Genomic DNA, 22,111 nt, shown 5'->3' with positions numbered 1-22,111 from the left:
TCAAATGGGAATAATCATTACAGATTTAGTAAAAAAATACGGTGAACAGGTGGCTTTAGACAAAGTTTCCTTTTCTATCAATAATGGCGAAGTTGTTGGCTTACTTGGACCAAATGGAGCAGGAAAATCGACATTGATGAAAAGCATTACCAATGCAATAAATGCAGATTCTGGTGAAATTTCTGTGAATGATTTTAATGTTTCGACGCAGCCAATTGAATCGAAAAAGTTGATTGGATTTTTGCAAGAAAATAATCCATTGTACATGGATATGTATGTAAAAGAGTATTTGGAATTTGTCACAAATATTCGAAATGTGCCTAAATCAAAAATTGATGAAGTCATCGAAAAAGTAGGTTTATTACCAGAAAAACATAAGAAAATTCATCAATTATCAAAAGGATATAAACAACGTGTTGGATTGGCGCAAGCGATTATCTCGAGCCCAGAAATTTTGATTTTAGATGAACCTACAAATGGTTTGGATCCAAATCAGATTATTGAAATTAGAGAAGTAATTAAAGAGATTGGAAAGGAAAAAACAGTGATTCTTTCTACACATATTATGCAAGAAGTAGAAGCGCTTTGTTCGCGTGTAATCCTATTGAATAAAGGAAAAATTGTGGCAGATCAACCGATAGAAGAGTTTAAAGGACAATATAAAAACTTGGAAGAAGCTTTTCATGTTTTAACGCAATAAAAAAATCCGCTCATTGAGCGGATTTTTTTATGAATTATTTCTTTTTCAAGATAAAAACTTCTTTGATTTTTTCCGGATCAACTTTGTCGTTTTTCGATGTTTTTTCAAGTTTTGTAATCAAATGATTTACTTCTTCTTCAGAAGCTGGACCACCAAGATTTTCTCCATTTACGCGAGAATCTTCTAAAACTTTTCCGTTCGAATCTAAAATTACCCAAAAAGGTAAACCTTGATTTTTTCCACCTAATTTCTCATTGACAGCATCTCCGCCTCGCGTTTCTAAATTTTTCTTTTCTGCACGTTCTTGAACGGTAATAAATGTTTTGACATAATTCGCATCAAAATATGGTTTCACAGCTGGATCGTCCATATTTTTTTCCATCTTTTTACACCATCCGCACCAAGAAGCATGAAAAATTAAAAAGACATTTTTATTTTCAACCTTCGCTTGATTTTGAGCTTTTGTTAATATTTCTGTTGCTGTTTGCGCGTTTACGATTCCTGCGAAAGCAATCATAAAACTTACGATTAAGGCTTTTAATTTCATTGTAATAAGTATTTAAGTAAATGTAAATAAATAATTGTATTTTCAATAAAAAATTAACACTTATGAAACATTTTTTAGGATTTATCTTTTTGCTATTTCTTGTGAGTTGCGCATCCAATAATATAAAAACAATTGAAGGAAAATGGAAACAAGATTTTTTGGATTATAAATCGAAAGTGGTAGAAGTTCCTTTGACAAAGAGTGATGCGGTTATGGATGTTTCAAGAAATAAATCAAAATTAAAAATAGAATTTGATTTTCAAGATGGTTATGAAAAAGATGTGACAGATTCTGTTGTGTTTAATTTTCCTCAACTCAAATTCAGAAAAATAAATCTTGATAAAACTTCTAATTATTATGATTTAACTTATAATGCGACTTGCGATTGTTTTTATGGTGAAATGAAATCATATTCTGGAAATGTATTAAATATAAAATTGAACAGAGTTTCTTCGGTTAAATAAATTTAATGGAAATCATTATCTTTGCACAAAATTATTAGAACATCGTTCTAATATTCAATCATTAAAAAAAGAGACAACATATATGAAATGTGGAATTGTTGGATTGCCTAATGTTGGTAAATCTACTTTATTTAACTGTTTGTCGAATGCAAAGGCGCAATCGGCGAATTATCCTTTCTGTACAATTGAACCAAATGTAGGAACAGTTTCTGTACCAGATACTCGTCTAAATCAGTTAGAAGCAATTGTAAATCCAGAGCGCGTTGTGCCTGCGGTTGTAGAAATTGTAGATATTGCTGGTTTAGTAAAAGGAGCAAGTAAGGGAGAAGGTTTAGGAAATCAATTTTTAGGAAATATCCGCGAGTGTAATGCAATTATTCACGTTTTACGTTGTTTCGAAAACGAAAATATTACACATGTTGATGGTTCTATTAATCCATTGCGTGATAAAGAAACAATTGATATTGAGTTGCAATTGAAAGATTTGGATACAGTTACAAAACGTATCGATAAATCTAAAAAAGCAGCAAAAGCGGGAAATAAAGACGAACAAAAAGTTGTAGAAGTTTTAACAGCTGTAATCGCTCATTTAGAAGAGTTGAAAAATGTTCGTGAGATGGATTTGGACGAAAAAGAGCAAGAAATTGTAGATTCGTTACAATTAATTACTTCTAAACCAGTTTTGTACTTATGTAATGTAGACGAATCTGCTGCAAAAGACGGAAACGAGTGGGTAGAAAAAGTAAAAGAAGCTGTAAAAGATGAGCATGCTGAAGTGTTGATTTTAGCGGCACAAATTGAAGCTGATATCAATGAATTAGAAACGTTTGATGAACGTCAAATTTTCTTAGAAGAATTAGGATTAGAAGAGCCAGGCGTTAATCGTTTGATTCGTTCTGCTTACACACTGTTAGATTTAGAAACTTATTTCACAGCAGGTGTAAAAGAAGTTCGTGCCTGGACAATCAAAAAAGGTTCTACAGGACCACAAGCGGCTGGAGTTATTCATACAGATTTCGAAAAAGGATTTATTCGTGCAGAGGTAATCAAATTTGAGGATTTTATTACATACGGATCAGAATCTAAATGTCGTGAAGCAGGAAAATTAAACGTAGAAGGAAAAGCGTACATCGTACAAGATGGTGATATCATGCATTTCTTGTTTAATGTTTAAGATTTAAATTATATCTATATAAAAAGCTCAATCGAAAGATTGAGCTTTTATTTTTCTACAAACTTTTCAAATTTTCTAAAGCCATTAAAAGTGTTTCATCCTTTTTAGCAAAACAAAATCGAATTACTTTGTTATCTGTTTTATCATGGTAAAATGCTGAAATTGGTATCGTCGCAACTTTATTTTTGATGGTTAACTGTTTTGCAAACTCATCATCAGATAAATCACTTATTTTAGCATAATTTGCACTTACAAAATAAGTTCCTTCGCAAGGCAAAACTTCAAAATTTGTTGAAGCTAAACCTTTAACAAATAAATCTCTTTTTTGTTGAAAAAAATCATTCAAATGCAAGTAATGATCAGGTTTTTCTAAATAATCTGCAATTGCATATTGTGATGGTGTATGCGTAGAAAAAGTATTGAATTGGTGACATTTTCTAAACTCTTTCATCAATTCTTTTTCGGCTAAAATATAACCGATTTTCCAACCAGTTATGTGAAATAATTTTCCGAAAGAACCTACGATGAAAATCTTGTCTTTTACTGATTTTAATTTTGCAAAACTTTGATGCGATTTTCCATCAAATGTAATGTGCTCATAAACTTCATCTGCAAGCAAATAACAATTTGAATCTTTTAGGATTTGTTCAAATTGTTTTAAATCATTTTCGGATAAAATTTTTCCTGTTGGATTGTTCGGATTATTAACGATAATTAATTTCGTTTTATCATTGATTTTTAGCTTCAATTCTTCAAAATCGATTGAATATTCAGAATATTTTAATTGAATCGGAACAATTTTTCCTCCAAATAATTCGATAGTTGGTTGATATAAATCGTAAGCAGGTTCAAAAATAATCACTTCATCATTTGGATGAATTAATGTAGAAATAACATTAAAAATTGCTTGACTTGCGCCGCTTGTAATGTTAATTTCATTCTGAAAATCGTAATCAGATTGATAAAGATTAGAATATTTTTCTGAAAGTAATACACGCAATTTTTCGACGCCAGTCATTGGCGCGTACTGATTGTAATTTTGTGTAGAATAATAATTTAAACGACTAATTAATTCAGAATCTGCATTAAAGTCAGGAAAACCTTGCGCCAAATTAATGGCTTGATGTTCATTTGCCAATTGACTCATTACCGAAAAAATGGTTGTTGAAACATTGGGTAGTTTAGATTTTATCATATTGGTAAATTAGGTCGTTTTTGCTCAAAATCAAAACAATAAACCTTAATATTTTTAGGAATTTTTTTCTTATTTTTGTAAAACTCGTTTAACACTCAACAACTCAAATGTCAGAATTAGATCAACAAGTAAATTATACGGAAGACAATATCAAAACCCTTGATTGGCGCGAACATATTCGTATGCGACCTGGGATGTATATTGGGAAGCTGGGAGATGGTTCGTCTCAAGATGATGGAATTTATATTTTGTTGAAGGAGATTGTAGATAACTGTATCGATGAATTTGTGATGGGTGCAGGGAAAACAATCGAAATTAATCTGCGTGAAGATGAGGTGACAGTTCGTGATTATGGTCGTGGAATTCCTCTTGGAAAAATGGTTGATGCCGTTTCTAAGATGAATACGGGTGGTAAATATGATTCTCAAGCCTTCAAAAAATCCGTTGGGTTGAATGGGGTTGGTACAAAAGCAGTAAATGCGTTGTCAACATCGTTTCGAGTGCAATCTATTCGAGATGGAAAAACACGTATTGCTGAGTTTGAGCAAGGGATTTTAACAAATCAAGAAGATGAAAAAGAAACATCTTTGCGAAAAGGAACTAAAATTACATTTGTTCCAGACAAATCGATTTTCTTGAATTTTAAATTCAGAAAAGAATATGTAGACAAAATGTTGAAAAACTATGTTTACTTAAATCCAGGATTGAAAATTATTTTCAATGGAGAAGAATTCTTTTCGAAAGATGGATTGAAAGATTTATTGAAAGATAATATCGAGGAAGAAACGATTTATGATATCATCCATCTGAAAGGAGAAGATATTGAATTGGCGATGACGCACAGCTCAAAATCATATTCGGAAACGTATTATTCTTTTGTGAATGGTCAAAATACAACGCAAGGAGGAACGCATTTAACAGCTTTCAAAGAAGCGGTTGTGAAAACTGTTCGCGAATTTTATAACAAAAATTATGATCCTGCGGATATTAGGAAATCAATTATTGGAGCAATTTCGATCAAAGTAATTGAACCAGTTTTTGAATCACAAACCAAAACTAAACTTGGGTCGAATGAGATTGGACCAGGAATGACAACGGTTCGTACGTTTGTTAATGATTTTATCAAAACAAATCTTGACAACTTTTTACACAAAAATACAGAAGTTGCGCAAGCATTAGAACGTAAAATTAAACAATCGGAAACGGAACGAAAAGAACTTTCTGGAATTCGAAAATTAGCGCGTGATCGAGCGAAAAAAGTTAGTTTACATAACAAGAAATTGCGCGATTGTCGTCAACATTATAACGATCCGAAAGCTGAATTACGTTTAGATACAACTATTTTTATTACCGAGGGAGATTCGGCAAGTGGATCTATTACCAAAAGTAGAAGTGTAGAAACGCAAGCGGTATTTAGTTTGAGAGGAAAACCGTTGAATTCGTATGGTTTGACAAAGAAAATTGTTTATGAAAATGAAGAATTTAATCTTTTGCAAGCAGCACTAAATATTGAAGAAGGATTAGAAGATTTACGTTACAATAATGTTGTAATTGCAACTGATGCTGACGTCGATGGAATGCATATTCGTTTGTTGATTATTACATTTTTCTTACAATTTTTCCCAGAATTAATCAAAGAAGGTCATTTGTATATTTTGCAAACGCCACTTTTTCGTGTGAGAAATAAAAAGGAAACACGTTATTGTTATTCTGAGCCTGAACGTATAAAAGCGTTGGAAGAAGTTAAAAATCCTGAAATTACACGATTCAAAGGATTAGGTGAAATTTCGCCAGATGAGTTCAAGCATTTTATCGGAAAAGATATTCGTTTAGAGCCTGTAATGATTGGAAAAGATCAAACTATCGAAAGTCTTTTAGAATTTTACATGGGAAAAAATACACCAACAAGACAAGAATTTATTATTAACAACTTAGCCATAGAATCTATTAAAAATTAAATAAAAACCAAACCAATCCTAACCTAAAAACACCTATCAATTATGAAGAAAAATAATAAAAAGGTCATTCAGTTGTTCAAAATACTGAATCTCACCATCGTTATTTTAATCATTCTAAACCTTATTATGTATACCGGTATTTTACCTTACAAGTATCACATAATACCACCTTATGTTGTCGCAATTTTTATAGCATTGCTTATTTATGTAAGCTATAAAAGTGGAAATCAATTTTTTGCAATCGACACCAAAGGTGAAACCATAACTTTTGAAACGAAGAATGTTGGATTTTTATCCTTCTTAGATTCAAAAACAAACAAAATCGATTTACCGAAATATAAATTGATCAAATACGATTTTCAGAAAGGAATTCTTTCAAAGAACGTTGTCTTTTATATTAACAGTAAAAAGAATCCTACCAATTTAACAAAAGTCAAATTTCGTTTAGCATTCATTTCTAACCGAAATATTAATATTATTTTGACTGAATTAGACAAAATTGTAGAGTCTAATTGTATGGTCAAAAACAATGTAGAAGTAGCTATTTAACATGATGCAAGACAATCAAGAGAGCATCAAGAAGGTTTCTGGTATGTACCAAGAATGGTTTCTTGATTATGCCTCTTATGTAATTTTAGAACGAGCAATTCCATCTATTTATGATGGGTTGAAACCAGTTCAGCGTAGAATTTTACATTCAATGCGCGAGTTGGAAGACGGACGATATAACAAAGTTGCGAACATTGTAGGAAATACGATGAAATATCACCCACATGGTGATATGGCGATTTCTGATGCAATGGTTCAAATTGGTCAAAAAGAATTGTTGATCGATATGCAAGGAAACTGGGGAAATATCTACACTGGAGACCGAGCGGCTGCGTCGCGTTATATCGAAGCTCGATTGACTAAATTTGCGTTAGAAGTTGTCTATAATCCAAAAACTACAAAATGGCAACCGTCTTATGATGGTCGTAATAAAGAACCAATTGATCTTCCGATCAAATTTCCTTTGCTTTTGGCACAAGGAGTAGAAGGAATTGCAGTTGGTTTGTCAACAAAGATTTTACCGCACAATTTCAATGAGTTAATTGATGCGTCAATTTTACATCTGAAAGGAAAGAAATTTCAAATTTTCCCAGATTTTTTAACTTCTGGATTGGTTGATGTTTCCGATTATAATGATGGATTGCGTGGTGGTAAAGTGCGTATTCGTGCAAAGATTTTGCAAGAAGATAAAACAACGTTAAAAATTACGGAAATTCCTTACGGCACAACGACAGGATCTTTGATTGATTCAGTTTTAAAAGCCAATGATAAAGGTAAAATCAAGATCAAAAAGATTGAAGATAATACAGCGGCTGAAGTTGAGATTTTAATTCATCTTGTTCCAGGAAGTAGTCCAGACAAAACAATTGATGCATTGTATGCATTCACGGATTGCGAGATTTCTATTTCGCCAAATGCGTGTGTGATTAATGAACAAACACCAGAATTTTTAACAGTTTCTGAAATTTTAATTCACAATACAAACAATACAGTTGAATTGTTGAAAAAAGAGTTAGAAATTGAGTTAGATGAACTGCAAGAACAATGGCATTTTTCTTCGTTGGAACGAATTTTTATCGAGAATAGAATTTATCACGATATCGAAGAAGAAGAAACATGGGAAGGTGTAATTTCTGCGATTGATAAAGGGCTGAAGCCACATATTGCGCATTTAATTCGTCCAGTTACGGAAGAAGATATTACGCGTTTAACAGAAATTCGAATCAAACGTATTTCAAAATTTGATTTAGATAAAGCACAACAATTTATTGAATCATTAGAAGATAAAATCGAGAATGTAAAACATCATTTAGCAAATTTGATTGATTATGCGATCGATTATTTCAAAAACCTAAAGACAAAATACGGAAAAGGAAAAGAACGTAAAACAGAAATTAGAACATTTGATACGATTGATGCGACAAAAGTTGCCGTTGCAAATACACGTTTTTATGTGGATAGAAACGAAGGTTTTATCGGAACTTCATTGAAAAAAGACGAGTATTTATTCGAGTGTTCTGATATTGATGATATTGTGGTTTTCAAACATGATGGTTCGATGATTGTGACAAAAGTTGATGCAAAAACTTTTGTTGGAAAAGGAATTATTCATGTTGGAATTTGGCATAAAAATGATAAACGTACCATTTATAACTTGATTTATCGCGATGGTAAAAATGGTCCGGCTTATCAAAAACGTTTTGCTGTAACGGGAATTACTCGCGATAAAGAATATGATTTAACGGCTGGTAATAAAGGTTCGGAAGTGTTGTATTTTTCAGCAAATCCAAATGGAGAAGCCGAAGTTGTATCAATTATTTTAAAAACTCATCAACGAATCAAAAAATTAAAATTTGATATTAATTTTGCTGATTTAGCGATTAAAGGTCGTGCATCAAAAGGAAATTTAGTAACAAAATATCCAATCAAAAAAGTAGAATTGAAAGAGGAAGGAGTTTCGACTTTAGCACCTCGTCAAATTTGGTTTGATACGGATACAAAACGCCTAAATGCAGATGGATTGGGGATTTTATTAGGTTCTTTTAAGGGTGATGATAAAATTTTAACGATTAATAAAAAAGGTGAAGCAAAATTGGTTTCGTTTGATTTGAGTAATCGTTTTGACGAAGATTTAGAAATTATCGAGAAATGGAAACCTTCAAAACCGATTTCTTGCGTGTATTATGATGCAGAAAAAGATCGTTATTTTGTGAAACGTTTCCTTTTAGAAGATACATTTTCTCCACAAACTTTTTATACGTTAGAAGATGGTAAATCATCAATAAAAGTTGTTTCGACAGATTATTTACCAGTTATTGAGTTGATTTTCCCGAAAGTAAAAGGTTTAGAAAAAGAACCAGAAGTGATAAATTTAGAAGAATTTATTACAGTTAAAGGAATTAAAGCGCAAGGAAATCAATTGACGACATATAAATTAAAACAGATTAATGTGTTAGAACCGCTTCCATTCGAAGAACCAGAAGAAGAGGAGGAGTCAGAAGAAGAGCCGCAGCCGACGCTATTTGATGCGATTGAGGAGGATAATAATGAAGAAGAAAATATAGAAGAATAATGGGAGACATCTCTATTGTGGCATTAGTCGTTATTGGATTGAATGTTTTGGTAAGTTGGAAAGGTTTTAACGATTTAGCTTTTTTTGAAAAATATAAATTCCAAGTAGGGTCGATATTATATAATAAGGAATACTATAGAATTTTAAGTTCAGGATTTTTACATGTTGATTTTACTCATTTGTTATTCAATATGTTAACTCTTTACTTTTTTGCGAATCCTGTTATCGGTTTTTTTGCAAGTCCAGAAGGATTTTTATTAGGAGACTTTTCGAATGCTAAACTAAATGTAGGTTACGGAATGTTTCTTTTAGTTTTTTTTGCAGCGGTTATTGGCGGAAATCTTTTGTCTTTGTTGATTCACAAGAAAGAAACTTTTTATTCGGCAGTAGGAGCTTCTGGAGGAGTCACAGGGATTTTATTCGCTGCAATTGCAGCTTTTCCTGAAATGGAATTAAGATTATTTTTTGCTTTACCAATTCCAGCCTGGATTTTCGGAATTTTATATTTAGGATATTCAGTTTATGGAATGAAAACTAATTTAGGGAACATCGGGCATTCAGCGCATTTAGGTGGAGCAATTGTGGGATTATTATCTGCAATATTATTTTATCCAACAATTTTACAAATCAATACATATTATATTTTAGGAATGATTGTTCCATTAATTGTATTGCTTGTGATGATTTTGAGAGAACATCGAAAATAAAAAAATAAGACAAAAAAAAAGCATCAAAATTACTTGATGCTTTTTTTATGATAATGTTATAATATTCTTTTTACGTATAAGAATTTTGGTCCCCAATATCTATCATTTAAAGAAGATACCATAACACCTTGAGAAGTAGATGAATGAATAAATTCTAAAACTCCATCTTTATTTCTTCCATGAACAATTCCTACATGCGAAACTCTACCACGACCTCTTGTTGCAAAGAAAACTAAATCTCCTTCCTTTGCTTCGTCTGTACTAACTGTAAAACCTTCTCTTGCCTGATCTGCAGATACACGAGGTAAATTTTTATTGAAAGTTTCGAAAACGTTTCTAACAAAGGCAGAACAATCAATACCACTTCTTGTTGTGCCTCCGTATCGGTAAGGTGTACCAATATACGTTTCTGCTTCTTTTAATAAAAACCCTGCAAACAATTCATTCGTTTCTTCTAAAACGCTGTTTAACACAACCATAGATTTCGCTTCATCGTTAATTTCTATTGGTGTAACATCTAAATTGGCATGTTTATTGATTATTTTAGCTTGAGCTTCAATAGCTCTTGGTTTCGGTACGAAACTTCTCGAAGAATATTCTGTAGCTTCACTAACTGGGGTTAAAGATGAACATGATGTAATAAACATCGTGCAAACCACTGCAGCTACACCTAATATCGATGCTTTCATATATTGAGTATTCGTTTGTATAAATTTTAATAGCACCGCTAAAGTAATTGTTAAAATTATAACTCATTATATATAAGAGTTGTTTTGACAAAATATTAACTTCCTTAACATTTTTTAACAAAAACATATTCAAAAAAACTTTTAAATATATTTGGAAGTCCAAAAAATTGTTCTACATTTGCACTCGCTTTTCACAACAAGTGGTTAAGCCGTCATGCGGCCCATTCGTCTAGTGGTTAGGACATCAGGTTTTCATCCTGGAAACAGGAGTTCGATTCTCCTATGGGCTACATAAAAGTGTTTTAGAAAATTATTAAATTAATTTGGCGAGATAAAATATTTGTTTATATCTTTGCCGAACTAAAATAGAAAGAGATTTAAGTTATGGCAAATCATAAGTCAGCATTAAAAAGAATTAGACAGTCAGCGGTAAGACGCGATCGTAATAAATATTATCACAAATCAGCTCGTACAGCTATTAAAGCTTTAAGATCTGAGTCTGATAAAAATGAAGCAGAAACAGTTTTTCCGAAAGTTTCTTCAATGATTGATAAGTTAGCAAAAAGAAACATTATTCACAAGAATAAAGCTTCAAACTTAAAATCAAAGTTAGCGAAACATATTGCGGGATTAGCTTAATAAAATAAAAGTGGTCCCTTCGTCTATCGGTTAGGACACTAGATTTTCATTCTAGAAAGAGGGGTTCGATTCCCCTAGGGACTACAAATTAATAGATGGATTGCATTATTGCAATCTTTTTTTTCCTTGTTCATAGTTGTTGATTTTTTAAACAACCAGTAGAATACTGTGTAAAGGAAATTGTTTTTTGTGTTTTGTTTGTAAAGGTTAATCATAATGTTTAGATGATTAATCGGGAATGAAAATGTCGCTGTATAATTCAACTTGGTTCAAATTATTAGAATTATACATCGACTTTTCTACAACTCCCAACACAAAATGACGTTCATTCAAAATAAATAATATTCGAATTAATTAATTCATATTAAGTGGTCCCTTCGTCTATCGGTTAGGACACTAGATTTTCATTCTAGAAAGAGGGGTTCGATTCCCCTAGGGACTACAATTTGACTTGATTAAAAAAAATAGTATAAATTTTTCGAAAATTGTTTGGTAATAAAAAATAAACGTTTATTTTTGCACCACAATAATACGAAAGGAGGTCCCTTCGTCTATCGGTTAGGACACTAGATTTTCATTCTAGAAAGAGGGGTTCGATTCCCCTAGGGACTACTAAAAAGCATTCAGATTTGGATGCTTTTTTTATTTTGAAATAGTTTAGTTTATATTGATTTATTGCGATCAATAAAAAAGCGTTTGAGGAAATAAACTTCAAACGCTTTTTGCTTTTATAAAAGATCCTTTTATAGCTTTGGAATAGCTTCTATCAATTCTTTGGTATAGTTTGTTGTCGGATGCGCATAAACCTTGTCTGCATCGTTCAATTCTTTCATTTCTCCGTGTTGCATCACCAATAATTGATCGCTCATATATTTTACAACCGCCAAATCGTGCGAGATAAATATATAGGTAAATCCAAATTCTGTTTTCAAATCATTTAATAAATTCAAAACTTGTGCCTGAACAGAAACATCCAACGCAGAAACAGATTCATCACAAATGATAAATTTAGGATTTAAAGCCAAAGCACGAGCAATCCCGATACGTTGACGTTGCCCACCAGAGAATTCGTGCGGATATTTGTTCAAATCTTGATCTGATAAACCCACTTTTTGTAAAAGAGATGAAGCCGTTTTTAATCGCTCAGCTTTATTCAGACCAATTTTATGCACTTGCATTGGTTCTGTAATAATTTGCGCAATGGTTTGGCGAGGATTTAAACTTGAATATGGATCTTGGAAAATAATCTGAATTTCTCTTCTTAATTTACGAATTTGCTCTTTTTTTAGTTTCGTAATATCTATACCATTATAATAAATTTCGCCGGCAGTTGGTTTTTCTAATAACAAAACCGTTCTACTCAAGGTTGTTTTTCCAGAACCCGATTCGCCAACCAAGCCCATTGTTTCACCTGGATATACTTTGAATGAAATATCATCGACAGCTTTTACATTCGGGATTGTAGCGTTTCCAAATAGAGTCGAAGGATAGAAATATTTCTTCAAGTTCTTAACCTCTAAAATTGGAGGATTTACATAAATTTTTTCGTGAAAAGCTTCTCGTTCTTCTTCTGTATAGATTTCAGTTTTGAAATTTGGATTTTCTAAGAAATCTTTCACCGTAGGTAAACGTTTTGCGCGTTCATCCAATCGAGGTCGACAAGCAATTAAACCTTTTGTATAATTTTCTTTCGGATGATTAAAAATAGTTTCCACATTTCCTTGTTCTACAACATCACCACGAAACATCACCAAAACTTCTTCGCAAACATTTGCAATTACGCCCAAATCGTGAGAAATAAACAACATGCTCATGTTATTTTTTTCTTGTAATTCTTTCAATAAATCTAACGTTGCTTTTTGTACCGTAACGTCCAAAGCTGTTGTTGGTTCGTCAGCAATCAATAATTTCGGCTCGCAAGAAATCGCCATTGCAATCATTACACGTTGCTTTTGTCCACCAGATAATTCGTGCGGATAGGCTTTATAAATACGTTCGGGATTTGGTAATTTTACTTGTTCAAAAAGATGAAGAACTTTCTTTTTAGCTTCTTCTTTCGATAAATTTTGATGCAAACGAATCTCTTCTTCCACTTGTTCCCCGCAACGTAAACTTGGATTTAGAGAAGTCATTGGTTCTTGAAAAATCATTCCGATTTCATTTCCTCTTATTTCCTCCAGTTCTTTAGGCGAAAGTTTAAGCAAATCGATCATTTTATCATCTTGACGAAAAAGAATTTCACTTTCGGGATGAATTGTCACATTAGGAGACAATAAACCCATAATTGCCAATGAAGTTAATGACTTTCCAGAGCCGGATTCTCCAACAATTCCTAATGTATCACCTTGTTCTACTTTGAAATTGATGTTATTCAAAACTTGTTTATCTCCAAAAGAAATCGATAATTTTTTGATCTCGATAATATAATGTAAATCTTGCTTTTGCATGGCAAATTGTTGCTTGATAAATGAAGTGGAAATTTAGTGATTTTTTAATCATTTTCTCGAATCAATAATTTCTAAGATTTTGTATTTATAAATTTTGTAATTTTGCTACGAATCAAAACGTTGTGATTTTTATTTTTTTTTATTAATTTAGATGTATTGATTTACTGGCTTATAAAAACTTATAACAAGTCAGTTTTTTAAATTCGAAGAATGGATACATACTCCCAGATTTCGACATTGTTTTTAGTCGCTAATCACAATGTCGCCGATGAAATTTCTGTAGCAAAACTTTTGCTTACAATTTTCCTTGTTTTATTAAATGGTTTTTTCGTTGCAGCCGAGTTTGCAATTGTAAAAGTACGTTCGTCACAAATTGAAGTTAATCAAGATATTAACGAAAGAACTTCAAATGCTGCAAAACGAATCGTTAATCATTTAGATTCTTATCTTGCCGCAACACAATTAGGTATTACATTAGCTTCGCTTGGTCTTGGTTGGGTTGGAGAAAGCTCTTTAACACCTGTAATCGTAAAACTTTTTGAAGTAGTTGGTTTAACTTCTCCTTCTTGGACAGCGATTGCGCATAATGTTGCATTCCCAGCAGCTTTCGTTATCATTACTATTTTGCACATTGTTTTTGGTGAGTTAGCGCCGAAATCTATTGCGATTCAGTATCCAACAAAAACTACTTTTACAGTAGCTTGGCCTCTTCGTGCATTTTATTTTGTTTTCAAACCTCTTATTGTTTTAATGAATGGTTTGGCAAATGTAATTCTTCGTGCGATTGGAATTCATCCTATTCATGGAGGTGAAATTCACACAGAAGAAGAGTTGAAAATGATTATTACAGAAAGTTCTGAAGGTGGAGCAATTGAAGAATCTGAGCGTAATTTAATTCAAAATGTGTTTGAGTTTGATGATCGTCGAGTGATGAATATTCAAACATTACGTAAAAATGTTTCTGCAATTAATATTAATACTTCTGTAAAAGATGCGTTAGATTATGCGATTAATGAAGGTTATTCGCGTTATCCTGTTTACGAAGAAGAATTTGATAATATAAAAGGTATCATTTACGCTAAGGATTTAATCAAGCAATTATTGGAAAATCCAAATCAAACTGAAATTGAAGGATTGTTGCGAGAGCCAATTTTTATCTCAGAAAATGCATTGATTAAGAATGTAATGAAACAATTTCAGAAAAAACATATGCAAATTGCAATTGTAACAAATGAAGTTGGTGAAGTTGCAGGAATTGTTTCGATGGAAGATATTTTGGAGGAGTTGGTTGGAGAAATTCAAGACGAATATGATAACGAAGATCCGATAGTTTCTCGTGTTTCTGAAGGTGTTTATAATATAAATGCACACAACGCGATAAGCGATATTAATCGTTTAGTACCGTTTAGATTCGAAGAAAGTGAACATTATGATACGTTGGCTGGATTGATTTCTGAATGTTATCCTGATAAAGAATTAACAGAAGGAGATTTGATTGATTTGGAAGAATATACAGGAACAATTATCAAAATGTACCGAAATTCTGTTGAGCAAGTTCAATTGAAAGTGAAAGATGAATTGATTGAAAACTTTCGCGATGAACCAGATTCAGCAGAAGATGATGAAAATTAATCATTAAAAAATATAGAATAAAAAATCCGCTCATTAGCGGATTTTTTCGTTTTTATAAATCTTCTTTTCGTTGTAAAGGTTGATCGTAGCGCATTTTTCGGAAAACATTAATCAAGGTTACAACATCTTTTTCACAATAATCTTTGATGCGTTCTACATTGTTTTCATCGTAATAAACTCGTGCAACTTGTGAACCATCGATATCATCTTTTGGTGTTGGAATTTCGAAAACATTTGCCAATAAATCTAACGATGTAAAGTTCTTGTAATCGCCAAATTTCCATAATTCCATTGTATCCAAATGCTGAACTTCCCATGGCTTTTTACCAAATAATTGCAAAATAGCTGGAATTTCAATTTGATTAATCATCATTCGGCGAGCTATATACGGAAAATCAAACTCTTTTCCGTTGTGTGCACATAAAATATGATCAGGCTTGAAAAAATTTTCAATCAACATTGAATTAAAATCTTCTAACAATTTCTTTTCGTCGTGACCATAAAAACTTTTGATATGAATAAAAGAATCTTTAACTACAATTCCGACTGAAATGCATACAATTTTTCCAAATTCAGCCATAATTCCAGCACGTTCGTGGTAAAATTCTTCAGGAGAAATTTCATTATTATTGCGTTGATAAGCTGTTTTCTTTTCCCAAAGAGCTTGTGTTCTTTCAGACAAAAGATTCCAATCATCGGTTTGTGGAACCGTTTCGATATCTAAAAATAATATTTTACTGTAAGGAATTCGTTGGATCATTTTCTTTCACTTTTTGATTAATTCTCATTGCTTCGTCTACCAATCGGTAAACATCGCCATCTGCAATTGGATGATTGTTTGGTTGATCATTATGCGTTTTTCCAGTTCGAACAATAACTAATTTTTCTGAAGGAATTACAATGATACGTTGTCCCAAATGTCCTAACATTGCATAAAAAGGCGTTTTGTAATTGTAATCCATCCAAACTGAATAACCATAAATTTGTGACTCATTTGGTCCGAATGCTTTTTTGTTTGGTAAAACCATTTTCTGAACAAATACTGAATCTAAAATTTGTTTTCCGTACCAATTTCCATCATTCAATAATAATTGTCCAAGTTTGGCAAAATCTCGCGCTGTTGCATTGAAGCAACAATAGGTTTTCTCCATTCCTTTCGGATTATCTTTCGACCATTGTGCATCTAATTCCATACCCATTGGTTGCCAAAATTCTTCTTGAAAATATTGTGATAACGATTTATTTTTTAACGCGCGTTCAATCACAATTCCTAATAATTGCGTGTCACTCGATTGATATTTGAAATGTCCACCAGGTTGAGAAACAAATTTTCGAGCTAACATTTGTTTAACTATATCATCGCCATAATATGCTTTTGCAGTAGGATTTAGAGGAAAATAATAATCTTCGTCCCAATCATAACCAGAAGTCATCGCAGATAAATCACCAACGGTGCATTCAGCTCCAAATTTATCGTTTTTAAATTCGGGAATAAAATCTGTTATTTTTTGATCTAAACCTTTGATATAACCTTGTTCAATCGCTTTTCCTAACATCATTGTCGTGAATGTTTTCGCCATCGAAAAAGAATTGGTAATATCATTTTGCGCATATCCATTGAAATAATATTCGCTCAAAATTTGATTATCTTTTATAATAACTAACCCAGCAGTTCCGAAATCGTTCATCTCCTTTTCGAAATTAGCTGACAACGGAAATTGATTATAATCTAAATGTTGATGCCAAACTCGCGGTGCATCTGCCAAAATTACATTGTTATCAAAATCTTTGTAATCGTTGATATTTGCAGTGCTTTCACCTTTCATATAGGTTAATTTTACGCCACGAAAAATGTAGTCATTCCCTGTTGCATAAAGAATTAGGATTAATACACAAATGATTACGATGAACCATTTTATTATTTTCCAAAGTATTTTCATTTCAAAAATTTAGAATCTTTTACTAAAATAAGCTTTTACTATTAAATAATGTTAAAATTCTATCATTTCGGAATCATATTTGTTGAGTTATTGTGTATCTTTATACAAGAAAATTAAATCTAAAAAATAAATATTATGGCTTTTGAATTAGCAAAATTACCTTATGCATTTGATGCATTAGAACCTCATATTGACGCAAAAACAATGGAAATTCACCATGATAAACACCATGCTGCGTACACAAATAATTTGAATGCTGCTATTGAAGGAACTGATTTAGCAAACGCTACAATCGAAGAAATTTTAGCAAAAGGAACTGACAAACCTGCTGTTCGTAACAATGGTGGAGGTTTCTATAATCACAATTTATTCTGGGAAATTTTAACTCCAGGTGGTGCTAATCAACCAACTGCAGAAGTTGCTGATGCAATTAACGCTGCTTTTGGATCTTTTGAAGCTTTCAAAGATGAGTTTTCTAAAGCTGCTGCAACACGCTTTGGTTCTGGATGGGCTTGGTTAATCGTAAAAGATGGAAAATTAGTTGTTACATCAACTCCAAATCAAGATTCTACTTTGATGCCGGTTGCTGATGTACAAGGATTTCCAGTTTTAGGATTAGATGTTTGGGAACATGCTTATTACTTAAACTACCAAAACCGTCGTCCTGATTATATTGAGGCTTTCTTCTCTGTAATTAACTGGGATAAAGTTGCGGAAAGATATGCATCTGCAAAATAATAAGGTTTAAAAAAATTAAACAATACAAGACTTGTGTAGAAATACGCAAGTCTTTTTTTATCTTTGAACTATGGGAATAATTATTTTAGAAAATATAAAAATATATTCGAATCACGGATGTTTAGATGAAGAAGCACGTATTGGTTCTGATTATTTGGTTGATTTGGAAGCGCATGCAGACTTTACGAAAGCAACAGAATCGGATGAATTGATAGATGCTTTGGATTATGTTTCGTTAAATAAAATTGTGAAGGAAGAAGTAGGTATTCGTTCAAAACTTTTGGAACATGTTTGTAAAAGAGTCTTAGATCGTATAGGTCAAGAACTTACGAATGTCACGTATGCAAAAGTAAAATTATCTAAGCTGAATCCTCCTATTGGTGGGCATGTAGAAAAAGTGAGTGTTATTTTAGAAAAATCGTATTAAACTTTTTTTTTCTGAAATTATTGCTATATTTGCAATCCAAAACAACGGGAATGGTTCCTTGACCGAGAGGCTAGGTAGCGGTCTGCAAAACCGTCCACAGCGGTTCGAATCCGCTAGGAACCTCAAAAAGCACTAATCAATTTGATTAGTGCTTTTTTTATTTTCGTCCATTTATTTTTCCACAAAAAAACCTCACAATAGGTATCGAAAAGCTTTTAAATCTATCAACTATTAACTGCTTTTGATAGTTATTATCTTATGCAATATTGTGAAAACAACAATATTATATATAAGGATGATTTTAGTTGTTTTGAAGTCTGTTTGATTTTTATATTAAGTCATTTTGTAAGAAGCATAAAAATTTATTTTTTACAATTTTTTTCATCTTCTGAAAATCAGGTTGTGCGTTTTAGTACAATTATTATGTTAAAAATAGTTAAAACGTCATGTTTAAAATTTTACTTAATTATTCCATTAAATAATAAACAAAATCATTCATTATTTATGTTAAGTAAATTCTAATTAAAATTGAATGAAAGTTAAAATAATCTCGAAGTTAAAGATGTCAAATATCATTGTAGCATCAATTTATATTAAACATGAGAAAAAAATTAACTTCATTAAGCTTATTCGCTTTTCTTGGTTTTGCTGCATTTTCGTATGGGCAAACGAAAGGAATTATAAATGATGGCAATGGTTTTCCAGAAGCAGATGTGCAAATTAGAATCAAAGGTTCAGACAAAGTAGCTTACACAGATGAAAATGGAGAATTTGATATTGATGCTAAAATTGGTGATATTTTAATCATTAATGGAAAAGATTATGTTGTTTCGAGCAATCATTTAGGTGTTATTAAATTACAGTCTAATACTACTGTAGATCTTGCAGAAACGGTTGTAACCGCTTTTGGTGTACAGAAAAAGGAAACTGTAGTTGGTTCTGTGGGAACTATAAAAGCTGAAGATATAGAAAACAGACCTTTATCTAATGTGGCAAAAGCTTTAGATGGTGCTGTAGCTGGCGTACAAGTTTCAACTGGTTCTGGTCAGCCTGGTTCTGGATTGGAAGTGCAAGTTCGAGGAGTAGGTTCTTATAACTTATCTAGTTCGCCATTGTATGTTGTAGACGGGGTTATCTACACAGGAAGTTTACAAGATTTGAATCCAAATGATATCGAATCATTGACCGTTTTAAAAGATGCTGCTTCAACTTCTTTATATGGAGCATCAGCTGCAAATGGAGTTGTTATGGTGACAACAAAAAAAGGTAAAAAAGGTAAAGGATCTTTTAGATTATCTTCAAATACAGGAGTTGTAACGAGAGCTATACCAGAATATTCGAGAGTTGGAGCAGGAGATTATTATGTTGCTACTTGGGAATCTATGCGAAATGGCTATTTAGCTTCAAATTCTTCTGCAACATTAGCACAAGCGAATGCTTATGCTTCAACGAATTTAATTACAAATAATCTTAAAAATAATATTTACGGAGTTGCCGATAATCAAGTTGTTGTAGATGGAGTTTTAACTTCATCTGATGCTTTATACAATGATTTTGATTGGCAAGATTATATCTCTCGTGTAGGGTCTTTTCAAAAGTATGATATAGATTATTCGGGTGGTGATGAGAAGACAACATATTTTGCAGGTTTTGGTTATAATAAAGAATCTGGTTATGTGATAAAATCTGATTTCGAACGTTATAATGCACGTGTAAATGTAGATTCTCAAGTTACAGATTGGTTAAAATTAGGAACTAATTTATCAGGAAGTTTAATTAAATCGAATCAAGCTGATTCTAGTGGAGGTTCTTCTTATATCAATCCATTTTATTTTACACGAGCAATGGGGCCAATTTATTCGCCTTATTTGTATGATGCAAATGGACAACGTGTTTATGATACAGAAGGAAATCCTGTTTATGATGGAAACGAATCTCGTGGTAGAGGTTCTAGTGCAAGTTCTGGACGAAATGTGTTGCAAGAAACTTTGTTGAATAATCAATATCAAGATTCTAATTCTATTAATTCAAGATTTAATGCAGAGATTAAACTTGCAAAAGGTTTAACATTTACTTCAAACTTATCATATGATGTAAGAAATTACAAATACAAAGAATATGGTAATAAAGAAATTGGAGATGCGTCTGGTACTGCTGCTTTAGAAATTACGGAATATAAGTATACAGGTACAACATTCAATCAAATCTTAAATTATAGAAAATCATTCGGTTTACACAACTTCGATGCAATCTTAGGTCACGAAAGTTTTGAGAGAAAAACTGATTATTCTAATATTCGTAAAACTGGAGAAACTGTTTCTGGTATTTATGAACTAGTCAATTTCTTGAATACAACAAGTGCAACGGGGTACAATTACATCATTAGAAAAGAAGGATATTTTGCACGCGTTAACTATGATTATGCAAGCAAATATTTGTTGTCTGCTTCTGCTCGTTTAGATAAGTCATCTCGTTTTTCGGATGAAAATAATCAAGGTATTTTCTGGTCTGTAGGTGGTGGATGGAATATCCACAAAGAAGATTTCTTAAAAGATTCATCAGTTATTAATGAATTAAAATTACGTGCTTCTTATGGACAAGTTGGGAATGATGGCGGAATTGGCGAAGAACCAGGTTATGAGGTCGATTTAGATTTATATTCTTTGGGATATAACAATGGGACAGAATCGGGAGTCTTACTTGGTCAAGTTGGTAATTCTAACTTAACATGGGAATCTAAAAATTCGTTTGATGTAGGATTAGATTTTGCATTGTTCAGAAATAGAATTTCAGGATCATTAGAATATTATTTACAAGATGTAAAAGATATGATTTTCGCTGTTCCTGTGCCAAATTCTGCTGGAGTTCCAGGAAATTCTATTTATCAAAATATTGGTAAAATGAGAAATCAAGGAATCGAGCTTTCATTAAACTTTGGGATTGTTAGAAATGATAAATTCTCATGGGATTTAGGTCTGATTGCTGCTCATAACGAAAACGAAATGTTGAAAATGGCTAATGGAAAAGATGATGCAATTATCAATGGAACAAAACGTATTGCAGAAGGTCATTCTTTGTATGATTTCTGGTTGCGTCAATGGTATGGTGTAGACTCTTCGGATGGAGCAGCTTTGTATGTTCAAGATCCAACAAAAGCAGACGATTCTAATACACGTACAGTTAACGGAACTAAAGTAACTACTAATTATGCGAATGCATTGTATGATTATTCAGGATCATCATTACCAGATGTTTATGGTAGTATTACAAATAATTTCAGAGTTGGAAATTTTGATGCTTCAATTATGTTGAATTATCAATTAGGAGGAAAAACATATGATAGTAATTATGCGTTATTAATGAGTTCTTATCCACAAGGACAAGCAATTAGTACAGATATGTTATCAGCTTGGAAAAGTCCAGGAGATGTTACAAATGTGCCAATTATGAGTACTGCGAATACAACAAATGCTTCTGCTGCTTCGTCAAGATGGTTGGTTAGTTCAGATTATTTAACAATCAAAACAGTACAATTAGGTTACAATTTCGATAAACGAGCAATTGAAGGAATTGGTTTAAGCAATTTGAAAGTTTATGTTTCTGGTGAGAATTTATATTCTTGGACCGCAAGACAAGGTTTAGAACCAGCGCAGTCATTCAACGGTACAACAACTTATCGTTACACTCCGTCTCGAACAGTAAGTTTAGGACTAAATGTTTCTTTCTAAAAAAA

18 protein-coding genes and 5 tRNA genes are annotated in these 22,111 nt (G+C 32.2%); 17 read left to right on the top strand and 6 right to left on the bottom strand.

Annotated elements, in window-relative coordinates:
* The first annotated feature begins 4 nt into the window (after positions 1 to 4).
* Positions 5 to 700: an ABC transporter ATP-binding protein gene (locus B3I31_RS07720; protein WP_291059781.1), complete on the top strand. Its 696-nt coding sequence runs from the start codon at positions 5 to 7 to the stop codon at positions 698 to 700.
* A gap of 34 nt (positions 701 to 734) precedes the next feature.
* On the opposite strand, the gene B3I31_RS07715 is transcribed toward B3I31_RS07720, so the two are convergent.
* Complete coding sequence (locus B3I31_RS07715; protein WP_291059780.1) at positions 735 to 1,247, bottom strand: thioredoxin family protein; 513 nt, start codon at positions 1,245 to 1,247, stop codon at positions 735 to 737.
* Positions 1,248 to 1,309: 62 nt separating this feature from the next.
* Here B3I31_RS07715 and B3I31_RS07710 point away from each other — a divergent pair, with 62 nt between their 5' ends.
* Complete coding sequence (locus B3I31_RS07710; RefSeq protein WP_219034023.1) at positions 1,310 to 1,711, top strand: hypothetical protein; 402 nt, start codon at positions 1,310 to 1,312, stop codon at positions 1,709 to 1,711.
* Positions 1,712 to 1,793: 82 nt separating this feature from the next.
* Positions 1,794 to 2,885: a redox-regulated ATPase YchF gene (gene ychF / locus B3I31_RS07705; protein WP_125348936.1), complete on the top strand. Its 1,092-nt coding sequence runs from the start codon at positions 1,794 to 1,796 to the stop codon at positions 2,883 to 2,885.
* 55 nt (positions 2,886 to 2,940) lie between these two features.
* Here ychF and B3I31_RS07700 read toward each other — a convergent pair whose 3' ends face one another.
* On the bottom strand, positions 2,941 to 4,080 hold the full coding sequence (locus B3I31_RS07700; protein WP_291059779.1) for a methionine aminotransferase: 1,140 nt from the start codon (positions 4,078 to 4,080) through the stop codon (positions 2,941 to 2,943).
* 107 nt (positions 4,081 to 4,187) lie between these two features.
* On the opposite strand from B3I31_RS07700, the gene B3I31_RS07695 reads away from it, so the two are divergent.
* From B3I31_RS07695 to B3I31_RS07680, 4 genes are read left to right on the top strand one after another with little or no spacing between them, the layout of a single operon-like run.
* On the top strand, positions 4,188 to 6,038 hold the full coding sequence (locus B3I31_RS07695; RefSeq protein ID WP_286486933.1) for a DNA topoisomerase IV subunit B: 1,851 nt from the start codon (positions 4,188 to 4,190) through the stop codon (positions 6,036 to 6,038).
* A gap of 42 nt (positions 6,039 to 6,080) precedes the next feature.
* Complete coding sequence (locus B3I31_RS07690) at positions 6,081 to 6,587, top strand: hypothetical protein (RefSeq protein ID WP_286501503.1); 507 nt, start codon at positions 6,081 to 6,083, stop codon at positions 6,585 to 6,587.
* 4 nt (positions 6,588 to 6,591) lie between these two features.
* Complete coding sequence (locus B3I31_RS07685; RefSeq protein ID WP_219034066.1) at positions 6,592 to 9,159, top strand: DNA gyrase/topoisomerase IV subunit A; 2,568 nt, start codon at positions 6,592 to 6,594, stop codon at positions 9,157 to 9,159.
* The gene (locus B3I31_RS07680; protein ID WP_286494940.1) at positions 9,159 to 9,866 is read left to right on the top strand and encodes a rhomboid family intramembrane serine protease; all 708 of its coding nucleotides are present in this window, start codon (positions 9,159 to 9,161) and stop codon (positions 9,864 to 9,866) included. The genes B3I31_RS07685 and B3I31_RS07680 overlap by 1 nt, the downstream gene beginning before the upstream one ends.
* 56 nt (positions 9,867 to 9,922) lie before the next feature.
* Here the strand turns inward: B3I31_RS07680 and B3I31_RS07675 are convergent, their stop codons facing one another.
* Positions 9,923 to 10,555: a C40 family peptidase gene (locus B3I31_RS07675; protein ID WP_038334971.1), complete on the bottom strand. Its 633-nt coding sequence runs from the start codon at positions 10,553 to 10,555 to the stop codon at positions 9,923 to 9,925.
* 218 nt (positions 10,556 to 10,773) lie between these two features.
* Between B3I31_RS07675 and B3I31_RS07670 the strand changes: the two genes are divergently transcribed.
* From B3I31_RS07670 to B3I31_RS07650, 5 genes are all read left to right on the top strand, one after another.
* Positions 10,774 to 10,845 (top strand) — tRNA-Glu (locus B3I31_RS07670).
* A gap of 94 nt (positions 10,846 to 10,939) precedes the next feature.
* On the top strand, positions 10,940 to 11,194 hold the full coding sequence (rpsT, locus tag B3I31_RS07665) for a 30S ribosomal protein S20 (RefSeq protein WP_038334974.1): 255 nt from the start codon (positions 10,940 to 10,942) through the stop codon (positions 11,192 to 11,194).
* Between the two features lie 12 nt (positions 11,195 to 11,206).
* Positions 11,207 to 11,278: transfer RNA gene (locus B3I31_RS07660), tRNA-Glu, on the top strand.
* Between the two features lie 286 nt (positions 11,279 to 11,564).
* Positions 11,565 to 11,636 (top strand) — tRNA-Glu (locus B3I31_RS07655).
* 98 nt (positions 11,637 to 11,734) lie between these two features.
* Positions 11,735 to 11,806 (top strand) — tRNA-Glu (locus B3I31_RS07650).
* A gap of 131 nt (positions 11,807 to 11,937) precedes the next feature.
* On the opposite strand, the gene B3I31_RS07645 is transcribed toward B3I31_RS07650, so the two are convergent.
* The gene (locus B3I31_RS07645) at positions 11,938 to 13,659 is read right to left on the bottom strand and encodes an ABC transporter ATP-binding protein (protein WP_291059791.1); all 1,722 of its coding nucleotides are present in this window, start codon (positions 13,657 to 13,659) and stop codon (positions 11,938 to 11,940) included.
* 192 nt (positions 13,660 to 13,851) lie between these two features.
* Between B3I31_RS07645 and B3I31_RS07640 the strand changes: the two genes are divergently transcribed.
* Positions 13,852 to 15,273 carry a hemolysin family protein gene (locus B3I31_RS07640; protein WP_114998216.1) on the top strand — a complete coding sequence of 474 codons (1,422 nt, stop codon included), beginning with the start codon at positions 13,852 to 13,854 and terminating at the stop codon, positions 15,271 to 15,273.
* Between the two features lie 52 nt (positions 15,274 to 15,325).
* On the opposite strand, the gene B3I31_RS07635 is transcribed toward B3I31_RS07640, so the two are convergent.
* Positions 15,326 to 16,033, bottom strand: coding sequence for a 3'-5' exonuclease (locus B3I31_RS07635; protein ID WP_038334981.1), 708 nt, complete (start codon positions 16,031 to 16,033; stop codon positions 15,326 to 15,328).
* Entirely contained in the window at positions 16,008 to 17,213 is a 1,206-nt protein-coding gene (locus B3I31_RS07630) for a serine hydrolase domain-containing protein (protein WP_219034028.1), read from the bottom strand. Before B3I31_RS07630 ends, B3I31_RS07635 begins: the two co-directional genes overlap by 26 nt.
* 135 nt (positions 17,214 to 17,348) lie before the next feature.
* Between B3I31_RS07630 and B3I31_RS07625 the strand changes: the two genes are divergently transcribed.
* From B3I31_RS07625 to B3I31_RS07610, 4 genes are all read left to right on the top strand, one after another.
* Positions 17,349 to 17,951: a superoxide dismutase gene (locus B3I31_RS07625; RefSeq protein WP_219034029.1), complete on the top strand. Its 603-nt coding sequence runs from the start codon at positions 17,349 to 17,351 to the stop codon at positions 17,949 to 17,951.
* A 70-nt stretch (positions 17,952 to 18,021) separates the two neighbouring features.
* Positions 18,022 to 18,378, top strand: a complete 357-nt coding sequence (folB, locus tag B3I31_RS07620) for a dihydroneopterin aldolase (protein WP_219034030.1) — start codon at positions 18,022 to 18,024, stop codon at positions 18,376 to 18,378.
* 52 nt (positions 18,379 to 18,430) lie between these two features.
* Positions 18,431 to 18,501 (top strand) — tRNA-Cys (locus B3I31_RS07615).
* Positions 18,502 to 18,977: 476 nt separating this feature from the next.
* Complete coding sequence (locus B3I31_RS07610; RefSeq protein ID WP_286494933.1) at positions 18,978 to 22,106, top strand: SusC/RagA family TonB-linked outer membrane protein; 3,129 nt, start codon at positions 18,978 to 18,980, stop codon at positions 22,104 to 22,106.
* Positions 22,107 to 22,111 lie beyond the last annotated feature (5 nt).

Source organism: Empedobacter sp. UBA3475, from assembly GCF_002378465.1.
GTDB lineage: Bacteria > Bacteroidota > Bacteroidia > Flavobacteriales > Weeksellaceae > Empedobacter > Empedobacter falsenii_B.
This window is presented reverse-complemented; position numbering and strand designations above follow the sequence as displayed.

Coding starts and splice junctions, on each gene's coding strand:
- B3I31_RS07720 (WP_291059781.1), top strand. CDS start 5: ATGGGAATAATCATTACAGATTTAGTAAAAAAATACGGTGAACAGGTG.
- B3I31_RS07715 (WP_291059780.1), bottom strand. CDS start 1,247: ATGAAATTAAAAGCCTTAATCGTAAGTTTTATGATTGCTTTCGCAGGA.
- B3I31_RS07710 (WP_219034023.1), top strand. CDS start 1,310: ATGAAACATTTTTTAGGATTTATCTTTTTGCTATTTCTTGTGAGTTGC.
- ychF (WP_125348936.1), top strand. CDS start 1,794: ATGAAATGTGGAATTGTTGGATTGCCTAATGTTGGTAAATCTACTTTA.
- B3I31_RS07700 (WP_291059779.1), bottom strand. CDS start 4,080: ATGATAAAATCTAAACTACCCAATGTTTCAACAACCATTTTTTCGGTA.
- B3I31_RS07695 (WP_286486933.1), top strand. CDS start 4,188: ATGTCAGAATTAGATCAACAAGTAAATTATACGGAAGACAATATCAAA.
- B3I31_RS07690 (WP_286501503.1), top strand. CDS start 6,081: ATGAAGAAAAATAATAAAAAGGTCATTCAGTTGTTCAAAATACTGAAT.
- B3I31_RS07685 (WP_219034066.1), top strand. CDS start 6,592: ATGCAAGACAATCAAGAGAGCATCAAGAAGGTTTCTGGTATGTACCAA.
- B3I31_RS07680 (WP_286494940.1), top strand. CDS start 9,159: ATGGGAGACATCTCTATTGTGGCATTAGTCGTTATTGGATTGAATGTT.
- B3I31_RS07675 (WP_038334971.1), bottom strand. CDS start 10,555: ATGAAAGCATCGATATTAGGTGTAGCTGCAGTGGTTTGCACGATGTTT.
- rpsT (WP_038334974.1), top strand. CDS start 10,940: ATGGCAAATCATAAGTCAGCATTAAAAAGAATTAGACAGTCAGCGGTA.
- B3I31_RS07640 (WP_114998216.1), top strand. CDS start 13,852: ATGGATACATACTCCCAGATTTCGACATTGTTTTTAGTCGCTAATCAC.
- B3I31_RS07635 (WP_038334981.1), bottom strand. CDS start 16,033: ATGATCCAACGAATTCCTTACAGTAAAATATTATTTTTAGATATCGAA.
- B3I31_RS07630 (WP_219034028.1), bottom strand. CDS start 17,213: ATGAAAATACTTTGGAAAATAATAAAATGGTTCATCGTAATCATTTGT.
- B3I31_RS07625 (WP_219034029.1), top strand. CDS start 17,349: ATGGCTTTTGAATTAGCAAAATTACCTTATGCATTTGATGCATTAGAA.
- folB (WP_219034030.1), top strand. CDS start 18,022: ATGGGAATAATTATTTTAGAAAATATAAAAATATATTCGAATCACGGA.
- B3I31_RS07610 (WP_286494933.1), top strand. CDS start 18,978: ATGAGAAAAAAATTAACTTCATTAAGCTTATTCGCTTTTCTTGGTTTT.